Here is a 22,380-nt window from a genome sequence, read left to right on the forward strand (position 1 = left end):
GCACGCCCGCCGTCCACGCGGGCGGCGACCTGCCCACCGTCCACGCCGGCACCGACCTGCCCGGCACCGGCGCGGGCACCCACCTCCCCGGCGGCACCGCCGACCACCTCCCGGGCGGCGGGGTCGGTGGCAACATGCCGACCAACAGCGTCGACACCCACGTCCCCGCCGGCACCACGGACAACGCGGTGCCCGGAACCCGGACGGGCGACCAGCTGCCGGGCGGGCACGCCACCGACGTCAACACCCCCGGCCGGGACCTGCCGGGCCACAACGGCGGCGACACCCCGCTGCCCGGCGGCAGCCACGGCGTCGAACCGCCCGCGGGCCTCAGCGGCCTGGACGGCCTCGGCGACGACGCGGCCGGCGTGGGGGACAACGCATCGCCCGGGCCGGAGGGAAGCGCGCCCCCTCGGGACGCGGAAGCCGCCCGGCCCAGCTTCATGCGGGACGGCGACAACCCGTACGGGCCTGAGGGCTCGCTCACCCCCGAGCAGATCCACGAGATCCAGATCTACCGTGCCAACCACGAACCCGGGTACTTCGACGAGTTCTACAAGTCCAACGGCAACCGGAAGAGCCTCGAGCTCGTCGACGAGAGCGGCACGACCCCTCCGCAGCTGACCCGGGAGACGCCCCAGCACCCGTGGGTCTCGGTCAAGGACGCGCCGGAACCGCTCAAGCCGCACTACCTCGGCGACGCCGTCAAGGCCGGGCGTGAGACCGCGAGCCCCGACGCTCTCAAGACGCTCGACCAGGCGGCGGCCGACCGGCATTACTCCATCGGCTACGACACGGCCGCCGGCCGCCACAAGGCCGAGGCCGTCGAGGCGCACAAGGCCGACCCCACACCCGAAACGGCACTGGACCAGGTCGAGCGCACCTACGAGTACAAGTCCGCGCACCGCGACATGGTGAGGAACGCGGAGGCCTACGGCGAAGCCATCGCCGAACACCACGTCATCCCGGAGCACTATCCGAACGCCACCCGGGAGCCGCTGGACGGCCCGGCCAACGGCAACGACCAGTTCGACCAGGTCTGGCGGCGTGAGGACGGCGGCTTCGTCGTCGTGGAGGCCAAGAGCAGCGTCACCACGGAGCTCGGGGCGCGCAATCTGCCGAGCGGGAAGCGGGTCTCGCAGGGAACCAGGGAATACTTCCTGGACATTCTCGACGAGATGCGCAAGCGCGGCGAGGACAACCCCAACGAACTGCTGCTTGCGGACGAACTCGAAGCGGCGCTGGCCAGGGGCGATGTGGACTACATCGTGGTCAAGGGAGAGAAGAACACCGGCGAGTACGCTGGCTACCACATGAGGCAGTTCGACATCGCCGACAGGAGCACGCCGTGACCGTCACCATTGCCCGGCATGGTGTGCCGGGGCCGAACGCCGAGCGTTTCGCCGAGGCGCTCGAGGCGAGTACGGCCGCGTCGATCGAGCGCCTGGAGGAGGCGCCCGGCATGATCGACACCACGTTCTCCAAGTCGCTGCTGAACGTACGGGCGCATTGCACTGTGGACCCCCGGGCGGCAGCGCTCGAAACGTGGGAGTCGGTGGTCGCGGCCATGCAGCTGGGCTCGGCTCTGTTCGCGGTGACCAACAGCAGTGACGGTGTTGTCGAAACCCGTATCCACCACAAGGTCCGGCGCATCCCCGCGCTCGGCCCTCGTCCGTACGCCGACGCCGGCAACTGGCTCACCGCCTTCTGGCTGGCGATCGTCTGCCGCGACCAGGAGCGGATGAGCCGGCTCTGCGAGATCCCGGTGGACCGGCTGCGCTCTCCCGAAGGCCAGTTCGACGAGTACGTCTACCACTGGGTGGCCGCCCTCCAGGCGTACTGGCTCCAGAGGCCGGGGCTGGTGGAGGAACTGACCGCGACGCTGCAGGGCTCGCACCCCGACGTGGCCACCACCGCTCCCCGCGACCTCCTGCAGCACGTCCTGTATCCGCCGATCAACCTCTTCCACCGCTTCCTGCGCAAGGACCACGACGGCTTCAACCAAGCCCTCGTCGAGGCTCTGCAACTGCACAAGAGCTACTGGACGGCGGACGAGGACCGGGCCAAGGACCCCGAAGGCCGGATCGCCCTGGGCCCCCTCGCCATCGCCTGCCTCGCCCACGACGGAGAGATCCGGATCGAGGTGGAGTCGGACTACCTGCCCAAGCACCTGCTGCAGCGCGGCTGGTTGGGCGAGTTCGAGGTCTGAGCCGGGCCGGGGTCGATGCCACCGACCCGGAAGCCGTCGCCGACCCGGAGACGGTGGGCAAGCTGCTGTATCCGCCGATGGAGGTGCTCCACCGCGTCGTCCGTGAGGCCGAAGCAGGTCCTTCCAGGCGTCGGGGCTCGTAGCCCTCGCCCCGCTCGCCATGGCGTGCTTCGCCCACGACGCCCGCGTCCCCCTCGAGGTCGAGTCGGAACACCTGCCCGCCGTCCTCATCAAACGCACCTGGTGCGGCGCATTTCCCACGGGACGTGAGCGCACGCGCCATGCTCCTGTCGATGGGGTGGGGCACACCGGCGCACCACCCCACCCGCACCGCTGATCCGGGCTAGAAAAGGCTCAACAGCGCCTCCGCCGGGTCCGTCAGCCCCGTTTCCCCGTCGGGCAGGGGCAGTTCGAACCACACCGTCTTGCCGCGTGGGGTGCGGCGCGAGCCCCAGGCCGCCGAGAGCAGGCCGACGAGTTGCAGGCCCCGGCCGCCCTCGTCCGTGTCGCGGGCGCGGCGGCGGCGTGGCTGGACCAGGCCCGCGTCCCAGACCTCGCAGACCAGCGTGCGGTCGAGCAGCAACCGCAGCCTGATCTCGCCCTCGCCGTACCGCAGCGCGTTGGTGACCAGCTCGCTGACCAGCAGCTCGGTCGTGTCGACGAGCGGCTCCATGTCCCAGCTGAGGAGCTGGCCGCGCGCGTACTCACGGGCGCGGCCCACGCTGCGCGGCTCGCGGGGCAGGGTCCAGTCGCCGACGGACTCGGCCGGGAGGCCCTGTACACGTGCCATCAGCAACGCGATGTCGTCCTCGCCGTGGTGCGTGTCGAGGGTGTGGAGAACGTGGTCGCAGACGTCCTCCAGGGGGCTGGAGGGGTCGGTGAGCGCGCCCACGAAGGCCTGGAGGCCCTCGTCCAGCGGGTGGTCGCGGGATTCGACGAGGCCGTCCGTGTAGAGCGCGAGCAGCGCGCCCTCGGGGAGTTCGACCTCGACCTCCTCGAAGGGCTCCCCGCCGACGCCGAGCGGCATGCCCGGCGGCACGTCGAGCATGAGGGCCGCCTCGCCGGGCTCGACCAGGACGGGTGGCAGGTGGCCCGCGTTGGCGAAGGTGCAGCGCCGGGTCACCGAGTCGTATACCGCGTAGACGCAGGTCGCGAGGTACACCTCGGACAGGTCGGCCTCGCGGGGGCGGCGGGCCGCCCGGGTGGCCTGCTGGACGCCGCCGGGGGTGCCGAGGCCGCGGGCGATCTCGTCCAACGCCGAGAGGACCTCGGCCGGTTCGAGGTCCAGCAGCGCCAGGGTCCGTACCGCCGTGCGCAGTTCGCCCATGGCGACGGCCGCGCGCAGGCCGCGGCCCATCACGTCGCCGACCACCAGGGCCGTACGGTGGCCGGGGAGTTCGATGACGTCGAACCAGTCGCCGCCGACCTCGCTGGGGCGGCCGGTGGAGGCGTTGCCGGGCAGGTAGCGGCAGGCGATGTCCAGGCCGGAGGCGACCGGGTCGCCCGGCGGCAGCAGGGACCGTTGCAGTATCAACGCCCGCTCGTGCTCCCGCCGGTACAGGCGCGCGTTGTCGATGCAGACGGCGGCACGCGCCGCCAGCTCCACCGCCAGGTCCCGGTCCCGGTCGCCGAACGGCTCGCTGCCCTTCGTCCGCGAGAACTGCGCGAGGCCCACGACGGTGTCGTGGGCGACCATCGGGATGGCGAGCGTGGACTGCACGAGGCCGCCCTCCTCGCCGGGGATGATCTGCGGGCGCGCCGCGCGCAGGGCGTCCGCGCAGTGCGAGTTGAACGGGTAGTGGTGGACCGCGCCGAGCGGGACGGGCGCGCCGGTGCCGGCGAAGGGCACGTCGGAGACGGCGGAGGCGAAGGCGACGCGGCGCAGTTCGGCGCTGCCGTCGGCGAGCCCGGGCGGGGTCTCGTCGCCGACCAGGAGGCCCTGGTAGAGGTCGACGGTGGCCAGGTCGCAGAAGCCGGGCACGACCACGTCGAGGAGTTCGCGCGCGGTCGTCTCCAGATCGAGGGAGTTCCCTATGCGGGCGCCCGCCTCGTTCAAAAGGGCGAGATTGCGCCGGGCGGCGGCGGCCTCGCGGGCGGCGGCGCGGCGGGCGGTGATGTCGATGCCGAGCCAGGCGATGCCGATCGGGCGGCCGGAACCGCTGTGCACGCGGTAGAGATTGACGGACCAGTGGCGGCGTTCGTCGGAGCCCGGCAGGAAGCCGGTGACGTGCATGTCGGTGACGGAGTCGCCGGTCTCCAGGACCCTGCGCAGGGTCGCCGCGACCCGTTCCGCCTCCCCGCGCGGCAGGTAGTCGTGGACGCCGTGGCCGCGGTGGTCGTCGGGGCTGCCGCCGAAGAGGGAGGCGAACCGCTGGTTGGCACGGCGGACCCGCAGGTCGGGGTCGATCAGCAGGAATCCGAACGGAGATTGACCGAAAATCGCCTGCGAGGCGGCGAGGTCGGTCTCGATGCTGCGCAGGGTGCGGACGTCGACGACGATGCACACGGCGGCCTTCTCGCCGTCCTTGGTGCGCGTCGGCATGACGTACACCTCGGCGAGGCCGTCCTCGCCGCGTCGGCCGTCCTCCGTGTCGGGCATCCGGAAGGGGACCACGCCGGTCCACTCCCGCCCGTCGAGGATCTCGGCCATCTTGCGCTGGCCGCGTGCGCGCAGGTCGGGGTCGACGAAGGCGTCGATGGGATCCATGCCGACCGCCCGGTCTGCCGGGATGCCGAAGATCTGCTCCGCGCGCAGGCTCCACTGGTCGACCAGCCCGTCGGCGCCGATCGAGAACGATGCGACCTTGATGTAGTCGTAGATCGAGCCGGGCGGACTGCTCTGCCACATGGCGTCCCCGGCCGGCACCTCGCCCTCGCCGCCGGGCCCCTCGGCGAGGGCGCCGTCGTCCGGGGTGTGCGCGGCGTCGGCTGCAAGCGCGCCCGCGGCCCTCGCGCCCCCGGCCCGGGCCCTCGCGCCGTCCGACGGGTCCTCGGACTCCGTGGCCTTCGCTGGTATCTCGCTCACGCGAACCGTCCCCTCCAGCTCACCGCGCCCGGCACCGGTCACCGGTGGCGGCTGCCCGCAGTATCCAGCACTACGGCGCCGCGCGGCACGATGTTCACGATCACAGCACGGTCCAGGCGTTTTCCGGACCGTTCCGTGACAACACTTCCAGTCTTCTAACCAGCGGACACGTCGTCGAATCACCCCTTCCGGCACCGGTCGCCGGGGAGGGCCGCCGACGGGCGCGCACCCTGGGTCCCCAAGCCTCCCAGACCCGGGCGTGCGTCAGTCGGGCACCGCGAGTTCGAACCACACCGTCTTGCCGGTGTCGCCGGGCCGGGTGCCCCAGCGCCGCGAGGACGAGGCCACCAGTTGCAGTCCGCGGCCGCCCTCCTCGTCGGGCCGGGCGACGCGCTCGCGCGGCGGGTCGGGCAGCGGGTCGGAGACCTCGACCAGCAGCACGCCCTCCAGACCGGCGGGGCGGACCAGGCGGACGCCGATGGGACCGGTGGCGTGCCGGAGGGCGTTCGTCACCAGCTCGCTGACCAGGAGGGCCGTGAGATCGCCGAGGCTGTCGAGGTCCCAGCCGCGCAGCTGGCCCCGTACCGCGCTGCGGGCGGTGCGCACCGCACCGGGGTCCGCGGGGAACGTCCACTCGGCGCGGTCGCCTTCGGTGTCGATCACGCCGATCACTTCCCAGGCCAGCGAGGTGCACCCATGTCCGGTTTCGTAGGGTTAAGGGGCACATACCCGATATCACGAGGCCAGTACCGCGCGGCAGAGCGTGCTGTGGCACCAACGGCGCATCAGGAACCTGGGCAGTCCGTCCTCGATGCGGGGCGGGGGCAGTCAGGGACGGGGATCAACGCGCGTTCGCCCCCAGCCGGGCGATCGTCTCCCGGACGGCCGGCACGTCCTGGTCAAGCCAGTTGACGTCCCAGATTTCGCCGGGGCCGAGCCAGCGCACGGCGTCATGGTCCTGAAGGGGCTGGGGGGCCGGGGAGCCGGGACGTAGCCGGGCGGTCCAGACGTGCAGGACGTAGGGGGATCTCAGGGGCCACTCCCCCGGCACCCGTGCCACGGCCTCGGCGGCCACGCCGAGTTCCTCGCCCAGCTCGCGCACGAGGGCCTCCTCGGGCCGCTCGCCCGGCTCGACCTTGCCACCGGGCAGCTCCCAGCGCCCGGCCAGCTCGGGGGGTGCGCTGCGGCGCGCGGCGAGCAGGCGGTCGCCGTCGAGCAGCGCGGCTCCGACCACCACGATCCGTTCCGTCATGCGCCGGAGCCTACGGGAACGCCCGGGAGGTCGGTCCCGGGAAGCACGGGGTCAGTTGCGGGAGGCGTCCCCGTTCTGCCCGATGCGTTCGACCCAGTAGAGCTGCTTGTGTCCGCGGGTGTCGAGGCTGTCGGCGATCTTCTGCGCCTCGGCCCGCGTCGCGTACCGGCCCACGCGGTAGCGATTGCCGTTGTCGTCCTGCCGTATGACGAGCCAGGGCAGAGAGATGGTGCCGTCGTTCATCACGCCCCACGCCCCCTTCCCGCCCTGCCGCGCCGGGATCCCGTGCGCAGCACGCTCCGCGCCCCGCCCTCTGAGGAAACCGCAATCCGCATATGCCCGAGCGTACGCCTAACCTTTACGCAGCGAACACGCCTTTTCACAAACAGGTACGCAACCAGCCAAGACGGAGGGGGCGCACGGGACCGAACGCGCCGTGCGCGCGGCGCGACGCCTCCGGTCGGCGGCGTGTCGGTCACCCGGCGGACGACCTGCGGGAACGACGGAAATCGACCGGATTCCGACGGCGCACGGCCACCCCCGCGGAGCGCGGGTTTCCGGGGGCAACTGCCGGAGGGGTGTGCGCTGTCCCCGCGCAGTGCGCCACCTCTCTCACGACCACCCGGCCTCACCCGGCACCCGGAACCCCGACCGAGGGGGCGGCGGGAGGGCGGGGAACCCACGGTGGGGGCGCCTCCGGCGGGCTCACCGGCCGGGGCACCTCACCCCCGGCGGTCGCCTCTCCGCCTCACCACCGGCCCGGGCCCGGCTACTTCACCGGGAGGTGGTAGGCGACGCGGTACCGGTCGGCCGGAATCACCACGTCCGCCGTCTCCACCGGGCGGCCCGAGGCGTAGTACGTGCGGTGGACGACCAGGACGACGTGGCCGGGGACACCGCCCAGGGCGTGGAGTTCCTCGGCGAGGCCGGGGCGGGCGCCGACCTCCTCCGTGACGTTGTCGACGATGACGTCGATGGCGCGCATGCGCTCGACGACGCCCATGCCGCCGAGCGGTCCCTCCTCGGGCAGCATGACGGGGGTGCGGCCGGTGACGGCGAGGGGCTCCCAGGAGGTGGAGAGCATCATCGCCTCGCCGGCCTCCCGGAAGACGTACCGCGTGCACATCACACGGTCACCGGGCTGGATGCCGAGCCGCTCGGCGACGGCCCGGCTCGCCTCGGTCTGCTCGCTGCGGGACTCCCAGGTCCCGCGGGCGCGGGCGTCGGCCTGCTCCTGCCGGAACGGCGTCGCGCCAGTGGCCGGCCGGTAGCCGGAGCGGGCGATCCGGCGCGGCACCGGCCGCTCGCGGACGTACGTCCCGGACCCGGAGCGGCCCTCCACCAGCCCCTCCGCCATCAGGACCTTGCGCGCCTCCAGGGCGACGGTGTCCGAGACGCCGTACTCCTCGCGGATTCTGGCCTGGGACGGGAGGCGGGTGTGCGGTGGCAGCGAGCCGTCGACGATCTTCTTGCGGAGATCACCCGCGACGCGCAGGTACGCCGGCTGCTCACCGAATGTCACTGGCCGCTCCCATCAGGTTGTACAGACAGCTACAGCCTGGCAACCGTGGGTTGTGCCATGCAAGCAAAGGCCAGAGAATCACTCGATGTGATGACTTATCCCGGGGGGAGGCTTTACGCAGGCACTTTCTCCCCGCTATGGAGGTGATCACACATCGAGGCCGCCCTCGTCCCCGGTGCTGCCGCCGCTTCCGGGCTCCTCGTCGTAGGTCGGCGGGGTGGTGGCCAGCCCCAGAGCCTCGCGCGCGGTGACGGTGGAGTCGCCGTCGACATAGGCGTAGGCGTTGTCGTAGTGCTCGTAGAAGGTGTCCGCGTCGGAGGCGTCCGCCGCCTTCGCCCATTCCCTGCCGGCGGCCTGCATGTCCTTCACCAGGTCGGCGACGGCCGTCTGCGCCTCGGCGGGCCAGCCGCGCCCGCGCAGCGCCTCGGCCTGTTCGGCGGTCACGTCCCCGGCGTCGGCCGCCCAGGTCCGGTTGGCGGACAGGTCCTCCTCGGCGTACTCCTCCGGCTCCTCGTAGAGCACCTCGTCGACGGCGGCCATCGCCTCCAGGAAGGCCAGCTGGTCGGCGTCGAGGGTCGTCTCGTCGTGGCGCAGCGAGCCGGTGAGGGTGCCCCGCTCGTCGCTGTTGCCGAAGACGCAGGTGATCTCGCGGTCGCCCCAACTCCAGCTGTCGCGGGTGGGAGTGAGGTAGTAGACGTCGACGTCCTCGGTCAGCGCCCAGGGGTCCATCGTGTAACTCTGCTGGAGGTCCCAGCACTTGTCCTCGGCCGTGTCGGTGACGTGGTCGTCACCCGGGTAGCCGCTCCCGCGGAGCGGCACCGTGCCGAAGACCTCGCCGTCGTGCTCACCGGAACAGGACACCTTGTCGACGTCGTAGACGTCCTCGCGGAAGGTGTCACCGGGCACGTCGAAGCACTCGCCCTTGGCGAGCGTGAAGCTGGTGCCCGCGGCGCCCTCCTTGAACCCCTCCCACACGGCGGAGGCGCCTCCGGTGGCCAGCATCACCACCCACAGCGCCAGGCCGAAGGAGGACAGCGCGGCGCCGGCGATCGCCATCCCCTTGCCCCGTTCCCCCCGCTTGCGGATCTGCAGGAGCGCCACGACCCCGAGGATCAGCCCGACGGCGGGCAGGAAGCACAGCACCCCGAGCACGAGCGCGGCGATGGCGACGCCGTTGACCGGCGCGGGCGGGGTGAGGGGCAGGTACCCCTGCCCCCACACCGGGTACGGCGATCCTCCGTAGGGCGGACCCGGGGGCGGTCCCTGGACCGGCCCCGGAGCGTGGGGCGCGTACGGGCCCTGCGGCTGCGGAGGCCGGTACGGGTCCTCGGGCTGCTGGGGCCCGGACGGCGGGGGTATGGACACGAGTACCGTGCTCCTGACTGACGCAGAACTGACGTACGACTGCGCGCATGGTAAGCGCGGCGCGCGCGGGCGCGGTACGGGGGTCGCGAACGCGACGGCAGGAGCGGTGAACGGCCTGATCGAGACGGTCGAGGGCACGATCGGGACGGTGAGGGGCCCGATCGGGACGGCTGAGGGTCTGGCCGCGTGGTGGGCCATGGGTGCCGGAGCGTCAGGCGGGCGAGGTGGCGCGGGAGTTGCCGGGACGGCTCGGGTCCGTGGAGGGACCGACCTGCGCGTCCGCACCCACGCCGAGAGACGTGACGACGTCGACGACGTGGCCTGCCGGCGGACGGACGTCGTCGCCGCTGCGTCCCCGCCCCCTCACCTCGGTCATCGCACCGGCGCATGTGCGCCGGCCACGGCTTCCGCGCCGCCGCAACGGCCCGGCACGGCCGTGGGGTTGCCCGTCGGCTGCCCTGGGTGAGCCCGGGCCGGTCTGCGTGTGCGGCGGTCCCGACCCTCCCGACTCCTGCCGGCCCGGGCCGACTGCCCGGCGCCGGGCACCGGCAGTTCGAGCCCCGGCCGGGTCACCGAGCCGAGCCCGTTCCGGGAGGGCGGCCATTGCCGGCCGGGTGACGGCGCGGCTCGGACCACCACCCGCACCTCAGTCGTCGAACCCGGTCGCCCGGCTCCGCTTCTCCCAGGCGGCGATGTCGGCCCGTACGGCGTCCAGGTGGCCGAGGACGGCCGTGACGCCGTCGTCGCCGAGGGGCAGCCGCAGCGGGGTCTCCTCCGCCTCGAGCGCTGCGAGGATCAGGGCGGCCGCCTTCGCCGGGTCGCCGGGCTGGCTGCCGTCGCCGCCGGAGATGAAGCCGCGGGTGTCGCTCACCTTGGCGTACACCCCGCTGTCGGCGCTGGCACCGGCACGGCCCGGTTCGAACAGCCCGGTGCGGAACGCGCCGGGTTCCACGATCAGCACCTTGATCCCGAACTCCCGCACCTCGTCGGCGAGCCCCTCGCTCAGGCCCTCCAGCGCGAACTTCGTCCCGCTGTACGCCGAGAAGCCCGCGAACGACATCTGCCCGCCCATGCTGCTCATCTGCACGATCGCGCCCGAGCGCCGCTCCCGCATGTGCGGCAGGACCGCCCGGGTGAGCGCGGCGGGCCCGAAGACGTGCACGTCGAACAGCGCCCGCAACTCGGCCTCCGTGGTCTCCTCGAAGGCGCCGACGTGCGTACGGCCCGCGTTGTTGACGAGCACGTCGATCCGCCCGTGCCGCGCCACGACGTCCCGTACGGCGGCCTCCGCGGCGGCCGTGTCGGTGACGTCCAGGGGCAGCGCCTCCACCTGGTCGGGGTGGGCGGCCACCAGGTCCGCCAGCGCCTCGGCCCGCCGGGCCGCGCCGACCACCACGTCGCCCGCGGCCAGCGCCGCCTCGGCGATCGCCCGGCCGAAACCACTGCTCGCGCCCGTCACCAGCCACACCTTGTCCATGACCGCTCCTCCGTAGTCGTCGGTCCGTCCGCCTTCCACCGACGACGGTGCCGGGGAAGGCGGTTGCCCGTCCAAGACCCACGGTGATAACCGATGGCTATGACGACCGACGTTCATGTCCGGGATCTCCGCTATTTCGCCGCGGTGGCCGAGGAGCTGCACTTCACGCGGGCGGCCGAGCGACTGTACGTGTCGCAGCCCGCGCTGAGCAAGCAGATCCGGGCCCTGGAGCGGCAGCTGGGCGTGGAGCTGTTCCGGCGCGACCGGCAGGGCGTGACGCTCACGGCGGCGGGCGCGGCGCTGCTGCCGCACGCCCGGCGGGTGCTGGACGCGTGGGGGGAGGCCGCGGCGGCCGTGGAACGGGCGCGGGCGGCGGAGCGCGGCACACTCGTCGTCGGGATGAGCACCAGCCTGGGCCGCGGCGGCCTGCTGCCCGCGATCCGCTCCCGGTTCACGGCCGCGCACCCCGGGACCGTCGTCCGGCTGCGCCAGGTGAACTGGGAGGACCCGACCGCCGGCCTCGCCGACGGCGACAGCGACCTGGCCTTCGTCTGGCTGCCCCTGCCCGACCAGGACCGCTACGCCTGGACGCTGATCGCCGAGGAACCGGTCCACGTCGCCCTCCCGGAGACCCACCGCCTGGCCGCTCGCCCCGAGATCGACTTCACCGATCTGCTGGACGAACCGTTCCTGGCCCTTCCCGAGAGCACCGGTCCGCTGCGTGACCACTGGCTCGCCCTCGACGCGCGCGACGGCCGCCCGCCGAGAATCGGCGCGGAGATCGCCGGCACCGAGGAGACGTACGAGGCCCTGGTCGCCGGCCTCGGCATCTGGCTGGTGGCCGCGGGCAACGTCCTGCTCGTCAGCCTGGGCGGAGTGGTCACCCGCCCGCTCCACGGCGTCACCCCCAGCCGCTGCGTCCTGGCCTGGCGCCGCGAGGACGGCCACCGCCCGCTGGTACGGGCGTACGCGGACGCCTGCCGACGGGCGGTGGCGGGCGCCGCGGCGGGGCGGGGCGCGTGAGACGGCCGACGCTGAACCGCGTCGCCTCCTGTGGCCCACCCTGCGGAACGAGCGCTCCGAACGGCCCACTGCCCCAGCACGGGAGCGGCAGCCCGGCGCGCACGGCCCGGCCTCTAGTAGTGATAGCGGGCGGCGAGGATCCACGCACTGGCCGCTGCGTTGACGAACTCGTGCCCCAGGACTTCCGCAGTCGCTACGGTTGAGCCATGACCGCACTGCCCGACTGGATGCGCCCACCGCGCGAGGAAGGCTGGTTCGCGGAGGACCTGGACCGCCTCCCCGAGGCACCCCGCCACACCGAGCTCATCGACGGAGCCCTCGTCTTCATGATGTCGCCCCAGCGGTGGTGGCACGGCCACCTCGTCACCATGCTCACCGTCGCCCTCATGGAGCAAGCCCCCACCGACGTCAGGGTCGGCCGCGAGATGACCATAAGGCTCGACCAGCGCAACCGGCCCGAACCGGATCTGCTGGTGACGACGGCCGACTACGACGGCGACCGCACCTGGTTCGCACCGGACGAGGTACGACTCGTCATCGAGGTCGTGTCGCCCGAGTCCGCCCACCGGGACCGCACGGTGAAGCTTCGCAAGTACGCAGAGGCCGGCATCCCGCACTACTGGTGCATCGAGGATGAGAGCGGCGCCCCCGTCGTCCACGTCTACGAACTCGACGAACCGACTGGCGTCTACGCGCCGGCCGGCATCTTCCGGGGCGCCCTCAAGCGCCCTGTGCCTTTCGAGATCAGCCTGGATCTCGACAAGCTCACCCCGCCGCGGAGCAAGTAGAACGCAGCACGAAGTCAGCACGGGAACGCAAAAGGTGCCGGGCTCGCCAGAGCTCGGCACCTTCCGACCGCACGCTTGACGCACTGCCTAACGTGCTGTAACTGACGCATCACACATTGAAGCGGAACTCCACGACGTCCCCGTCCTGCATCACGTAGTCCTTGCCCTCCATGCGGGCCTTGCCCTTGGCGCGTGCCTCCGCCACCGAGCCGGTCTCCACCAGGTCGTCGAAGGAGATGACCTCCGCCTTGATGAAGCCCTTCTGGAAGTCGGTGTGGATGACACCGGCGGCCTCGGGGGCGGTGGCGCCCTTCTTGATGGTCCAGGCGCGGGACTCCTTGGGACCGGCCGTGAGGTAGGTCTGGAGGCCGAGGGTGTTGAAACCGACGCGGGCCAGGGTGGCCAGGCCGGGCTCCTCGGCGCCGACCGACTCCAGCAGCTCCAGGGCGTCCTCCTCGTCGAGCTCGGCGAGGTCCGCCTCCAGCTTGGCGTTGAGGAAGATCGCCTCGGCGGGGGCGACCAGGGCGCGCTGCTCGTCCTTGAAGGTCTCGTCGACCAGCTCGTCCTCGTCGACGTTGAAGACGTAGAGGAACGGCTTGGTGGTGAGCAGATGCAGGTCGTGGAGGAGTTCGTTGCGCTCGGTGCCCTGGACGATGCCGTGGGCGAAGAGCGTGTCGCCCTTCTCCAGGATCTCCTTCGCCTCCTCAACGGCCTTGACCTTGGGGGCGACGTCCTTCTTGATGCGCGACTCCTTCTGGAGGCGCGGCAGGACCTTCTCGATGGTCTGCAGGTCGGCGAGGATCAGCTCGGTGTTGATCGTCTCGATGTCGTCCTTCGGCGAGACCTTGCCGTCGACGTGCACGACGTTCTCGTCCTTGAAGGCGCGGATGACCTGGCAGATCGCGTCGGATTCACGGATGTTCGCCAGGAACTTGTTGCCCAGGCCCTCGCCCTCGCTCGCGCCCCGGACGATGCCCGCGATGTCGACGAAGTCGACGGTCGCCGGGAGGACCCGCTGCGAGCTGAAGATCTCCGCGAGCTTCGTCAGGCGGGCGTCGGGGACGCCGACCACGCCGACGTTGGGCTCGATCGTGGCGAACGGGTAGTTGGCCGCCAGCACGTCGTTCTTGGTCAGGGCGTTGAACAGGGTCGACTTGCCGACATTCGGCAGACCGACGATTCCGATCGTGAGCGACACGTTGCGACTTCCCGTAGTGAGAGGGTCAGGGGGCCGGAGGGCGGCCGATCCACCAGTTTACGGGGTGCCCGTGCCCGCCCCGGCGGACCTGTCGAACGCATGGCCAAGCTCTCCCCCCGGCGTGTCCCGCGCCCGATTCGGCACATAAAACGACCTAAGTTGGACCGATGGAGCAGCACAGCACGCGCCCGCAGCAGAACGGGGCGCGACGCGGAACCCCGCCCCTGCCGCCGCAGACGGGCCGCGGCGGAGGCGGGGACAGGGGCGGCGGAAGCAATGGCAGGGGCGGCGGCGGCAGGGACAGAAACGGTGCGGTGCGGGCCGGCCGGGCGGACGCGCCGCCGGCCGCCCGGCGCTCGGGGTCGCCGAAGCGGGGATCCGGCTCCGCGGCCGACGTGACCTCCCGTCCGGCTCCCGGATCCGGTGGCCGATCCGTTGGCGCTTCCGGGTCCGCTAGCGGATCGGGGTCCAGTAACGGATCCAGGTCCAGGTCGGGCTCCCGATCCGGTACGTCGTCCAAGGCTTCCCGCGTCGGTACGTCGTCCAAGGCACCCCGCCCTGGTACGTCACCGAGGGCCGCCCGCTCTCCGGGACTCCCCCGGCCCGCACGCGCGCCCAGGGGTCCCGCCCCGCCCCCCGCGCCCGCCGCGCGCCGGATGCCCGACCTGCGGCTCACCGGGCTCGGCGGCGGTCTGTTCAGCGGGGTGCTGATGCTGCTGTTCGGCTGGCTGGACCGGCTGCTGTTCGACGCCTCGCCGACGGTGTACGGCGCGCTGTTCCTGCCGGTCTGTCTGCTGACCGCGCTGTGGGTGCGCAGGGCCGAACCGCTGTCCGCGCCCGTGGCCGCACCCATCGCCTTCGCCGTGGGACTCCTGGCCCTCGTCGACGGCGGCGCCGGGATCGAGGACCGGCTGACGGGCCTGGTCACCGCGCTGGCCACGCAGGTGGGCTGGCTGTACGGCGGGACGCTCGTCGCGGGACTGGTGGTGCTGGTGCGCCGGATCGGCGGCGCGGGCCGGGCGGAGCGCCGCCCGGCCGGAAGCCGGCGGTGACCGCGCCGCCCGCCCTTGGGATTGCCGGCGTCAGGGCCCTCCGGGCGGCCTAGCCGTCCTTGGCCGCCCGCATCGCCGCCCCGACGATCCCCGCGTTGTTCTGCAGCTGCGCCGGGACGATCTCCGCCTTGATGCCCGTGATGAAGGGCAGGAACTTCTCCGCCTTGCGGCTGACGCCGCCGCCGATGATGAACAGCTCCGGCGAGAAGAGCATTTCGACGTGGGCGAGGTACTTCTGGACGCGGCGCGCCCAGTGCTCCCAGGTGAGGTTGCCGTCCTCCTTGGCCTTGCTGGAGGCGCGCTTCTCGGCGTCATGGCCGTTCAGCTCGAGGTGGCCGAGCTCGGTGTTGGGGACGAGGGCGCCGTCGACGAAGAGCGCGCTGCCGATGCCCGTGCCGAACGTCAGCAGGATCACCGTGCCGCTGCGGTCGCGGCCGGCGCCGAACGCGATCTCGGCGACGCCCGCCGCGTCCGCGTCGTTGACGACCGTCACCGGCAGCCCGCCCAGCCGCTCGCTGAACAGGGCACGCGCGTCCGTGTCGATCCAGCTCTTGTCGACGTTGGCCGCCGTGCGAATGGTGGATCCACCGGTGACCACGCCCGGGAAGGTGAGCCCCACCGGCCCCGTCCACCCGAAGTGCTCGACGACCTGCTTCACGCCGTCGGCGACACCGTCGGGCGTCGCCGGGTGCGGGGTGAGCACCTTGCACCGCTCCTGGGCGAGGTCGCCCCTGTCCAGGTCCACAGGGGCGCCCTTGATCCCGGATCCACCGATGTCCACGCCGAAGATCTGCATGGCTCCACGTTACGACGACCGACCGACCGTCACTTCGCCGGCCGCCGGGCGCCTCACTCCGCCGAGCCGGCCTCCGCGCCGCTGCCGCCCCGCTCGGCGACCAGCGCCGCGGCCTCTTCGCGCAGGTCACGGCGGAGTTCCTTGGGCAGCGAGAAGGTGATGTGCTCGTCGGCGGCCTTGACCAGCTCGACGTCCCCGTAACCGCGTTCGGCGAGCCACTCCAGCACTTCCTCGACGAGGACCTCCGGGACGGAGGCGCCGGAGGTGACGCCGACCGTGGTCACGCCCTTCAGCCAGGCCTCGTCGATCTCGCTCGCGAAGTCCACGAGGTACGCCTCGCGCGAGCCCGCCAGCTTGGCGACCTCCACGAGCCGCTTGGAGTTGGAGGAGTTGCGCGAACCGACGACGATCACCAGCTCCGCCTCGGCGCCCATCTGCTTCACCGCGAGCTGACGGTTCTGCGTGGCGTAGCAGATGTCGTCGCTGGGCGGGGAGATCAGCTGCGGGAACTTCTCCTTCAGGGCGTCGACCGTCTCCATGGTCTCGTCGACCGACAGGGTGGTCTGGGAGAGCCAGACGACCCTGGACGGGTCACGGACCTCGACCTTGGCGACGTCGGCGGGACCGTCGACGAGCTGGATGTGGTCGGGGGCCTCGCCGGAGGTGCCGATGACCTCCTCGTGGCCCTCGTGGCCGATCAGGAGGATGTCGTAGTCCTCCTTGGCGAAGCGGACGGCTTCCTTGTGGACCTTCGTGACCAGCGGGCAGGTCGCGTCGATGGTGGCGAGGCGTCCGCGCGCGGCCTCCTCGTGGACGACGGGGGCGACGCCGTGCGCCGAGAACATCACGATGTTGCCCGGCGGCACCTCCTCCGTCCGCTCGACGAAGATGGCGCCCTTCTTCTCCAGGGTCTGCACGACGTACTTGTTGTGGACGATCTCATGCCGGACGTACACCGGAGCGCCGTACTGCTCCAGGGCTTTCTCGACGGCGATCACGGCGCGGTCCACACCCGCGCAGTAGCCTCGGGGGGCGGCGAGCAGGACACGGCGGCCAGGCGAAGCGGTCATGGGTCCCATCGTAAGGCCGGGTGCGTCCGCCGATGGCGTCACTGGGGTGCCGCCCCCGGGCTCCCGGCTCCGGCCTGCGGGTGCTGCTCCTCAGTCGCCGGACGGGCCGGGTGGCCTCGACCGGCGTCGCGAGGTGAACGCCGGCCGCCATGTCGGTCGTGGCCGATACTCTCGGGCGCATGGCTGTGAACACGTCCGCGGACTCCCCGCTGCCCGTCGGCGAGGTCTCCCGGCTCATCGGGGGGTGGATCGACCGGCTCGGCGCGGTGTGGGTCGAGGGGCAGATCACCCAGCTCTCGCGGCGTCCGGGCGCGGGCGTCGTCTTCCTGACGCTGCGCGATCCGTCGTACGACATCTCGGTGAGCGTGACGTGCTTCCGGCAGGTGTTCGACGCGGTCGCGGACGTCGTCGGCGAGGGCGCGCGGGTCGTCGTCCACGCCAAGCCGGAGTGGTACGCGCCGCGGGGGCAGCTGTCGCTGCGGGCGGTGGAGATACGGCCGGTCGGGGTCGGGGAGCTGCTGGCCCGGCTGGAGCAGCTGAAGAAGTCCCTCGCGGCGGAGGGGCTGTTCGCTCCCGAGCGCAAGAAGCCGCTGCCTTTCCTGCCGCAGCTCGTCGGGCTCGTGTGCGGGCGGGCCTCGGCGGCGGAGCGGGACGTCCTCGAGAACGCCCGGCACCGCTGGCCGGCCGTCCGCTTCGAGGTGCGCAACGTCGCCGTGCAGGGCGTGCACGCCGTGCCGCAGGTGGTCCAGGCCGTGAAGGAGCTGGACGCGCTCGAGGACGTGGACGTGATCATCGTCGCGCGGGGCGGTGGCAGCGTGGAGGACCTGCTGCCCTTCTCCGACGAGCAGCTGGTGCGGGCGGTCGCGGCCTGCCGTACGCCGGTCGTGTCGGCGATCGGCCATGAGCCCGACAATCCGCTGCTGGATCACGTGGCCGACCTGCGGGCCTCGACGCCCACGGACGCGGCGAAGAAGGTCGTGCCGGACGTCGGTGAGGAGCTGGAGCGGGTGCGGATGCTGCGCGGCCGGGCCCGGCGGTGCATGGAGGCGTTCGTGGAGCGGGAGGAGCGCGGGCTCGCGCACGCGCTGGCCCGGCCCGCGATACAGGACCCGCACCGGATGGTCGACGAGCGGGCGGACCGGATCGCCTCGCTGGTGGACCGTGCCCGGCGCACCGTGGGGCACCTCCTGGACCGCGCGGACTCCGAGCTGACGCACACCCACGCGCGCGTGGTGGCGCTCTCGCCGGCCGCGACGCTGCAGCGGGGGTACGCGGTGCTGCAGCGGGCCGACGGGCACGTGGTGCGGGATCCGGGCGAGGTGACGGCGGACGAGGCGCTGCGCGCGCGCGTCGCCGAGGGCGAGTTCACGGTTCGAGTCGACGGGCGGTCGGGGACGGCTGCCGGTTAGGGATGGGTGCATGACGAGCAAGGCGGACGAGGCGCTCGGGTACGAGCAGGCGCGCGACGAGCTCATCGAGGTCGTACGCCGGCTGGAGGCGGGGGGTACGACGCTGGAGGAGTCCCTCGCCCTGTGGGAGCGCGGTGAGGAGCTGGCCAAGGTGTGCCGGCGCTGGCTGGAGGGCGCCCGGGCGCGGCTGGACGCGGCCCTGGCCGAAGAGGCCGAGGAGGAGGAAGGGGAAGAGGCGGAGAGGTGACCGTCCGGGGCGGGCTGTGAACCGGGTCACCGAGGCCCGACCATTGTTGAACCTTGAACTTCCTTGGCGTACCGTCGACGACGTCAGCCGATCCGGACCACGGTCCGGTACCCGGATCCGGACGCGTACCCAAGGAAGTCCACGCATGTCTCTCGTCCTTGACCCCACCGCCCAGGACCTGCTGTTCCGTGAGGCCCGCACCGCGAACACCTTCACCGACGAGCCGGTGACCGAGGAGCAGGTCCAGGCGATCTACGACCTGGTCAAGTACGGCCCGACCGCCTTCAACCAGACCCCGCTCCGCATCACCCTGGTCCGCTCCGCCGAGGCCCGGGAGCGCCTGGTGCAGCACATGGCCGAGGGCAACCAGGCCAAGACGGCCACCGCCCCGCTGGTCGCCATCCTCTCCGCGGACAACGAGTTCCACGAGGAGCTGCCCACCCTGTTCCCGGCGTTCCCGCAGGCCAAGGACGTCTTCTTCGCCGAGCGCGCGGCCCGGGAGAACGCCGCCGCGCTGAACGCCGCCCTCCAGGCCGCGTACTTCATCGTCGGCGTCCGGGCCGCGGGCCTCGCCGCCGGCCCGATGACCGGATTCGACGTCGAGGGCGTCCGCAAGGAGTTCCTCGACGACGACCACACCCCGCTGATCGTCGTCAACATCGGCAAGCCCGGCGAGAACGCCTCCTACCCGCGCTCCCCGCGCCTGGCGTACGAGCAGGTCGTGACCACGGTCTGAGCACCGGCGTGACGGAGGCCCCCGGCGATCGAGCCGGGGGCCTCGGTCATGTCCGGACGCGGTGCGGTCAGGCCGTCTTCAGCGACTCGGCCATCCGCGCCAACTCGGCCCACGACGCGGTACCGGCCACCACCGTCGTCGAGCCGTCCGCGCTCTCCAGCACGAGGGCGTCGTAGCGGCCGTCGGTGTAGCGCACCCAGGTCCGGCCGGCCAGCTGCTCCGTCTTCTCCGACTTCCGGGCGCCCTGGGTCGCCTCGTCGATGAACGTGGAGCGCTTCTGCGTGGACTGCTCGACCTGGACGTAGTCGCCGTCGGGGAGGTGGAAGCCCAGGTGCCAGGCGTCGAAGTCGTCACCCCGGAACCGCACGGAGGTCGCCTTCCAGGTCGAGGGCAGTCCCTCGGGCGCGGCCACCGGGTACGAGGCCGCGCGGCGTGCCGTGAGCAGCTCCACGCGGTAGTCAACCCGCTTGATGTCGGGCGCCGTGTCGTCGTGCGGGATGAAGAGGTACATGACGAGACCGGCGACCATGATCAGGCCCAGGGAGAGCACCATGTCCCGGACCGTCTGCCTCTTGCCTTTCGAAGCTGCCACGCCCCCTATCGTCGCAGGTACCCGGCTCGCTCATCCGTGGGGTCCCCTGCTCATTTTGTCGGACTGACGATAGAGTCGACCCCGAACCCTCATCCGGCCGTCGTCGTATCAGAAAGGTGCGCTCCGATGACCGAGCATCATGCCTTGCCGTCCGAACTCGATGTCCCCTCCGAGGCCCCCGACCGCAACCTCGCCCTGGAACTGGTCCGGGTGACCGAAGCGGCGGCCATGGCCGCGGGCCGCTGGGTGGGGCGCGGCGACAAGAACGGCGCCGACGGCGCCGCGGTGCGCGCGATGCGGACCCTCGTCTCCACCGTCTCGATGAACGGCGTGGTCGTCATCGGCGAGGGTGAGAAGGACGAGGCTCCGATGCTCTTCAACGGCGAGCGCGTCGGCGACGGGACCGGCGCCGAGTGCGACATCGCCGTCGACCCGATCGACGGCACCACGCTGACGGCCAAGGGCATGCCGAACGCGATCGCCGTCCTCGCGGCCGCCGAGCGCGGCTCGATGTTCGACCCGTCGGCCGTGTTCTACATGGACAAGCTGGTCACCGGCCCCGAGGCCGCCGAGTTCGTCGACATCGACGCACCCGTCGAGGTCAACATCCGCCGGGTCGCCAAGGCCAAGCGGGCCACTCCCGAGGACGTCACGGTGGTCATCCTGGACCGGCCGCGGCACGAGGGCATCATCCAGGAGATCCGGCAGACCGGCGCGCGCATCAAGCTGATCTCTGACGGCGACGTCGCCGGCTCGATCCTGGCGCTGCGCGAGGGCACCGGCGTCGACCTGCTGCTCGGCATCGGCGGTACGCCCGAGGGCATCATCTCGGCCTGCGCCGTGAAGTGCCTGGGCGGCACGATCCAGGGCAAGCTGTGGCCCAAGGACGACGAGGAGCGGCAGCGGGCGCTCGACGCCGGGCACGACCTCGACCGTGTGCTGACGACCGAGGACCTGGTGACCGGGGAGAACGTGTTCTTCGTGGCCACCGGCATCACCGACGGCGAGCTGCTGCGGGGCGTGCGGTACCGCTCGGAGACGGCCACGACCGACTCGATCGTGATGCGGTCGAAGTCGGGGACGGTGCGGCGGATCGACTCCGAGCACCGGCTCAGCAAGCTGCGGGCCTACAGCGCCATCGACTTCGATCGCGCGAAGTAGGGGGTGACCGCGGGGCGTGGACGACCGCGGGCCGTACGCGGCTCGTCGCGCCCGGACATCCCGAAGAGGGGCGCCCCCGGTGCGGAGGGGGCGCCCCCTTGCGTGTGTCAGCCGGCTGCCGCTATGCGGCTCGCCGCGCTCGCCGCCTTCTTCAGCTCCACGTCGCGACGGCGGCGCCGGGCGAGGACGACACGGCGTTCGGCGGCGGTGAGGCCGCCCCAGACGCCGTAGGGCTCGGGTTGCAGGAGGGCGTGCTCGCGGCACTCCACCATGACCGGGCAGCGGGCACAGACCCGCTTGGCCGCCTCCTCGCGGGAGAGGCGTGCGGCGGTGGGCTCCTTGGACGGGGCGAAGAACAGGCCCGCCTCGTCGCGCCGGCACACGGCCTCGGTGTGCCAGGGAGTGTCTTGGTCCCTGTCGCGCGCTGGCACCCGCTGGGCCGGAACGGCGGCTACCTGCAGGGACGAATGCGGCGGTTGCAGCACGGTCTACTCCTGACGACGGCTTCGCGAGCGAGAGACGATGCAGCAAGCCCTACCCGCTGTACGCGCGCCTATGCACTGAGTCCCGAACCACCGGTCTCCGCGGCCTCCCGGCGTTCACCGCCGTCAACGGTCCAGGTGTCTGCGCAGGCTCCTGTCGACCTTGCGGTGCACCCGGTCGAGGATGTCGGTGACGATCCGGCCGCGCTTCGGCCGGCCCTCGATGTTGCCCAGGACGGCCCAGCCGTCGATGTAGACGACCGGGGCGTCGGGGTCGGCGGAGTCGAGGGTGTCGACCTCGAAGTTGCCGAGGACGCCGCCGCCGGTGCCGCGCAGCGACACGTTCTCCGGGACGCGGACCTCGACGTTGCCGAAGACGGAGACGGCCTTGATGACGACCTGCTGGTACTCGAAGAGGGCCTCGCTCAGGTCGATCTCGACGCTGCCGAAGATCGCGTACGCGTGGATGCGGCGGCCGGCGCGCCAGCGGCCCTTGCGGACGCTGTTGCTGAAGACCGCGACCATGCTGTCGTCCGGGTCGGCGGGGATCGCGCCGGCCGGGGGGCGGTTGGGGGCCGGGGCGTGCGGCGGGGCGTGGCGGTGGTGGGCGGCGGGCAGGTCCCGGACGAACGTGTCCAGTTCGCCGACCGTCCTGGCGGCCAGGACGCCCTCGACGCGCTCGGCGTGCTCCTCGGCGGTGAGGCGCCCCTCGGCGAGGGCCTCGCGCAGGATGTCGGCGATGCGGTCACGGTCGGCGTCCGAGGCGCGCAACTCGGCGACGGAGGCACGCGGTTCGGTCTGCTTCTGAAGGTCCACGGCAGCAGCGTACCGAAACACGATAGATCGCGATAGCCCTGCGGGGCATCGATCGGTGTCGAACTGAGCCTTACCTCACAAGCTCGCCGCCGACGGCAGGTCCTACGCTGGTGGACGCTGCCGTTGGAGGCACGCCGCGGGCCGGTCAGCCGGGGGCCGG

General features: G+C 72.1%; 22 protein-coding genes and 1 pseudogene. 9 read left to right on the forward strand and 14 right to left on the reverse strand.

Annotated features, from left to right (window positions below; genetic code table 11):
- Together ACIHAR_RS31095 and ACIHAR_RS31100 are read left to right on the forward strand one after the other, a co-directional pair.
- Positions 1-1,352 (forward strand): annotated as a pseudogene (locus ACIHAR_RS31095) (hypothetical protein); the annotation flags it as partial.
- Positions 1,349-2,209, forward strand: a complete 861-nt coding sequence (locus tag ACIHAR_RS31100) for an immunity 49 family protein (RefSeq protein WP_400022767.1) — start codon at positions 1,349-1,351, stop codon at positions 2,207-2,209. The pseudogene ACIHAR_RS31095 and the gene ACIHAR_RS31100, both read left to right, overlap by 4 nt.
- Positions 2,210-2,552: 343 nt before the next feature.
- Here the strand turns inward: ACIHAR_RS31100 and ACIHAR_RS31105 are convergent, their stop codons facing one another.
- From ACIHAR_RS31105 to ACIHAR_RS31140, 8 genes are all read right to left on the reverse strand, one after another.
- On the reverse strand, positions 2,553-5,234 hold the full coding sequence (locus ACIHAR_RS31105) for a SpoIIE family protein phosphatase (RefSeq protein ID WP_365461453.1): 2,682 nt from the start codon (positions 5,232-5,234) through the stop codon (positions 2,553-2,555).
- Positions 5,235-5,498: 264 nt separating this feature from the next.
- On the reverse strand, positions 5,499-5,906 hold the full coding sequence (locus ACIHAR_RS31110) for an ATP-binding protein (protein ID WP_400022768.1): 408 nt from the start codon (positions 5,904-5,906) through the stop codon (positions 5,499-5,501).
- 169 nt (positions 5,907-6,075) lie between these two features.
- Positions 6,076-6,486, reverse strand: a complete 411-nt coding sequence (locus tag ACIHAR_RS31115) for a (deoxy)nucleoside triphosphate pyrophosphohydrolase (protein ID WP_365461449.1) — start codon at positions 6,484-6,486, stop codon at positions 6,076-6,078.
- Positions 6,487-6,537: 51 nt separating this feature from the next.
- Positions 6,538-6,729 carry an SPOR domain-containing protein gene (locus tag ACIHAR_RS31120; protein WP_365461447.1) on the reverse strand — a complete coding sequence of 64 codons (192 nt, stop codon included), beginning with the start codon at positions 6,727-6,729 and terminating at the stop codon, positions 6,538-6,540.
- 526 nt (positions 6,730-7,255) lie between these two features.
- Positions 7,256-8,008 carry a GntR family transcriptional regulator gene (locus ACIHAR_RS31125; protein ID WP_365461445.1) on the reverse strand — a complete coding sequence of 251 codons (753 nt, stop codon included), beginning with the start codon at positions 8,006-8,008 and terminating at the stop codon, positions 7,256-7,258.
- Positions 8,009-8,155: 147 nt separating this feature from the next.
- On the reverse strand, positions 8,156-9,373 hold the full coding sequence (locus ACIHAR_RS31130; protein WP_365461443.1) for a DUF4190 domain-containing protein: 1,218 nt from the start codon (positions 9,371-9,373) through the stop codon (positions 8,156-8,158).
- 211 nt (positions 9,374-9,584) lie between these two features.
- Positions 9,585-9,749: a hypothetical protein gene (locus ACIHAR_RS31135; protein ID WP_365461441.1), complete on the reverse strand. Its 165-nt coding sequence runs from the start codon at positions 9,747-9,749 to the stop codon at positions 9,585-9,587.
- A gap of 270 nt (positions 9,750-10,019) precedes the next feature.
- Positions 10,020-10,850 carry an oxidoreductase gene (locus ACIHAR_RS31140; protein ID WP_365461439.1) on the reverse strand — a complete coding sequence of 277 codons (831 nt, stop codon included), beginning with the start codon at positions 10,848-10,850 and terminating at the stop codon, positions 10,020-10,022.
- 99 nt (positions 10,851-10,949) lie between these two features.
- On the opposite strand from ACIHAR_RS31140, the gene ACIHAR_RS31145 reads away from it, so the two are divergent.
- Complete coding sequence (locus ACIHAR_RS31145) at positions 10,950-11,873, forward strand: LysR family transcriptional regulator (RefSeq protein WP_400022833.1); 924 nt, start codon at positions 10,950-10,952, stop codon at positions 11,871-11,873.
- A 206-nt stretch (positions 11,874-12,079) separates the two neighbouring features.
- A complete protein-coding gene (locus ACIHAR_RS31150) occupies positions 12,080-12,661 on the forward strand; it encodes a Uma2 family endonuclease (protein ID WP_365461435.1) in 582 nt (193 codons plus the stop codon).
- 109 nt (positions 12,662-12,770) lie between these two features.
- Here ACIHAR_RS31150 and ychF read toward each other — a convergent pair whose 3' ends face one another.
- Positions 12,771-13,859 carry a redox-regulated ATPase YchF gene (gene ychF, locus ACIHAR_RS31155; protein ID WP_365461433.1) on the reverse strand — a complete coding sequence of 363 codons (1,089 nt, stop codon included), beginning with the start codon at positions 13,857-13,859 and terminating at the stop codon, positions 12,771-12,773.
- A 656-nt stretch (positions 13,860-14,515) separates the two neighbouring features.
- Here ychF and ACIHAR_RS31160 point away from each other — a divergent pair.
- Positions 14,516-14,911, forward strand: coding sequence for a DUF6542 domain-containing protein (locus ACIHAR_RS31160; protein WP_400022769.1), 396 nt, complete (start codon positions 14,516-14,518; stop codon positions 14,909-14,911).
- A gap of 49 nt (positions 14,912-14,960) precedes the next feature.
- Here the strand turns inward: ACIHAR_RS31160 and ppgK are convergent, their stop codons facing one another.
- The gene (ppgK, locus tag ACIHAR_RS31165) at positions 14,961-15,707 is read right to left on the reverse strand and encodes a polyphosphate--glucose phosphotransferase (protein ID WP_365461429.1); all 747 of its coding nucleotides are present in this window, start codon (positions 15,705-15,707) and stop codon (positions 14,961-14,963) included.
- 53 nt (positions 15,708-15,760) lie between these two features.
- The gene (locus ACIHAR_RS31170; protein ID WP_400022770.1) at positions 15,761-16,777 is read right to left on the reverse strand and encodes a 4-hydroxy-3-methylbut-2-enyl diphosphate reductase; all 1,017 of its coding nucleotides are present in this window, start codon (positions 16,775-16,777) and stop codon (positions 15,761-15,763) included.
- A gap of 179 nt (positions 16,778-16,956) precedes the next feature.
- Here ACIHAR_RS31170 and xseA point away from each other — a divergent pair, with 179 nt between their 5' ends.
- The 3 genes from xseA (at position 16,957) to ACIHAR_RS31185 (ending at position 19,169) form a co-directional block, all read left to right on the forward strand.
- Positions 16,957-18,186 (forward strand): exodeoxyribonuclease VII large subunit, encoded by a 1,230-nt coding sequence (gene xseA, locus ACIHAR_RS31175; protein WP_365461425.1) that lies wholly within the window; start codon positions 16,957-16,959, stop codon positions 18,184-18,186.
- 10 nt (positions 18,187-18,196) lie between these two features.
- A complete protein-coding gene (locus ACIHAR_RS31180) occupies positions 18,197-18,433 on the forward strand; it encodes an exodeoxyribonuclease VII small subunit (protein ID WP_365461423.1) in 237 nt (78 codons plus the stop codon).
- A 145-nt stretch (positions 18,434-18,578) separates the two neighbouring features.
- Complete coding sequence (locus ACIHAR_RS31185; protein ID WP_400022771.1) at positions 18,579-19,169, forward strand: malonic semialdehyde reductase; 591 nt, start codon at positions 18,579-18,581, stop codon at positions 19,167-19,169.
- 67 nt (positions 19,170-19,236) lie between these two features.
- Here ACIHAR_RS31185 and ACIHAR_RS31190 read toward each other — a convergent pair whose 3' ends face one another.
- A complete protein-coding gene (locus tag ACIHAR_RS31190; protein WP_400022772.1) occupies positions 19,237-19,761 on the reverse strand; it encodes a DUF4245 domain-containing protein in 525 nt (174 codons plus the stop codon).
- A gap of 126 nt (positions 19,762-19,887) precedes the next feature.
- Between ACIHAR_RS31190 and glpX the strand changes: the two genes are divergently transcribed.
- Positions 19,888-20,922 (forward strand): class II fructose-bisphosphatase, encoded by a 1,035-nt coding sequence (gene glpX, locus ACIHAR_RS31195; RefSeq protein WP_365461417.1) that lies wholly within the window; start codon positions 19,888-19,890, stop codon positions 20,920-20,922.
- 107 nt (positions 20,923-21,029) lie between these two features.
- Here glpX and ACIHAR_RS31200 read toward each other — a convergent pair whose 3' ends face one another.
- Together ACIHAR_RS31200 and ACIHAR_RS31205 are read right to left on the reverse strand one after the other, a co-directional pair.
- Positions 21,030-21,407 (reverse strand): WhiB family transcriptional regulator, encoded by a 378-nt coding sequence (locus tag ACIHAR_RS31200; RefSeq protein WP_365461415.1) that lies wholly within the window; start codon positions 21,405-21,407, stop codon positions 21,030-21,032.
- A 123-nt stretch (positions 21,408-21,530) separates the two neighbouring features.
- Positions 21,531-22,220 (reverse strand): DUF1707 domain-containing protein, encoded by a 690-nt coding sequence (locus tag ACIHAR_RS31205; RefSeq protein ID WP_365461413.1) that lies wholly within the window; start codon positions 22,218-22,220, stop codon positions 21,531-21,533.
- Positions 22,221-22,380 lie beyond the last annotated feature (160 nt).

The organism is Streptomyces sp. NPDC052016, assembly GCF_044548445.1.
Lineage (GTDB): Bacteria > Actinomycetota > Actinomycetes > Streptomycetales > Streptomycetaceae > Streptomyces.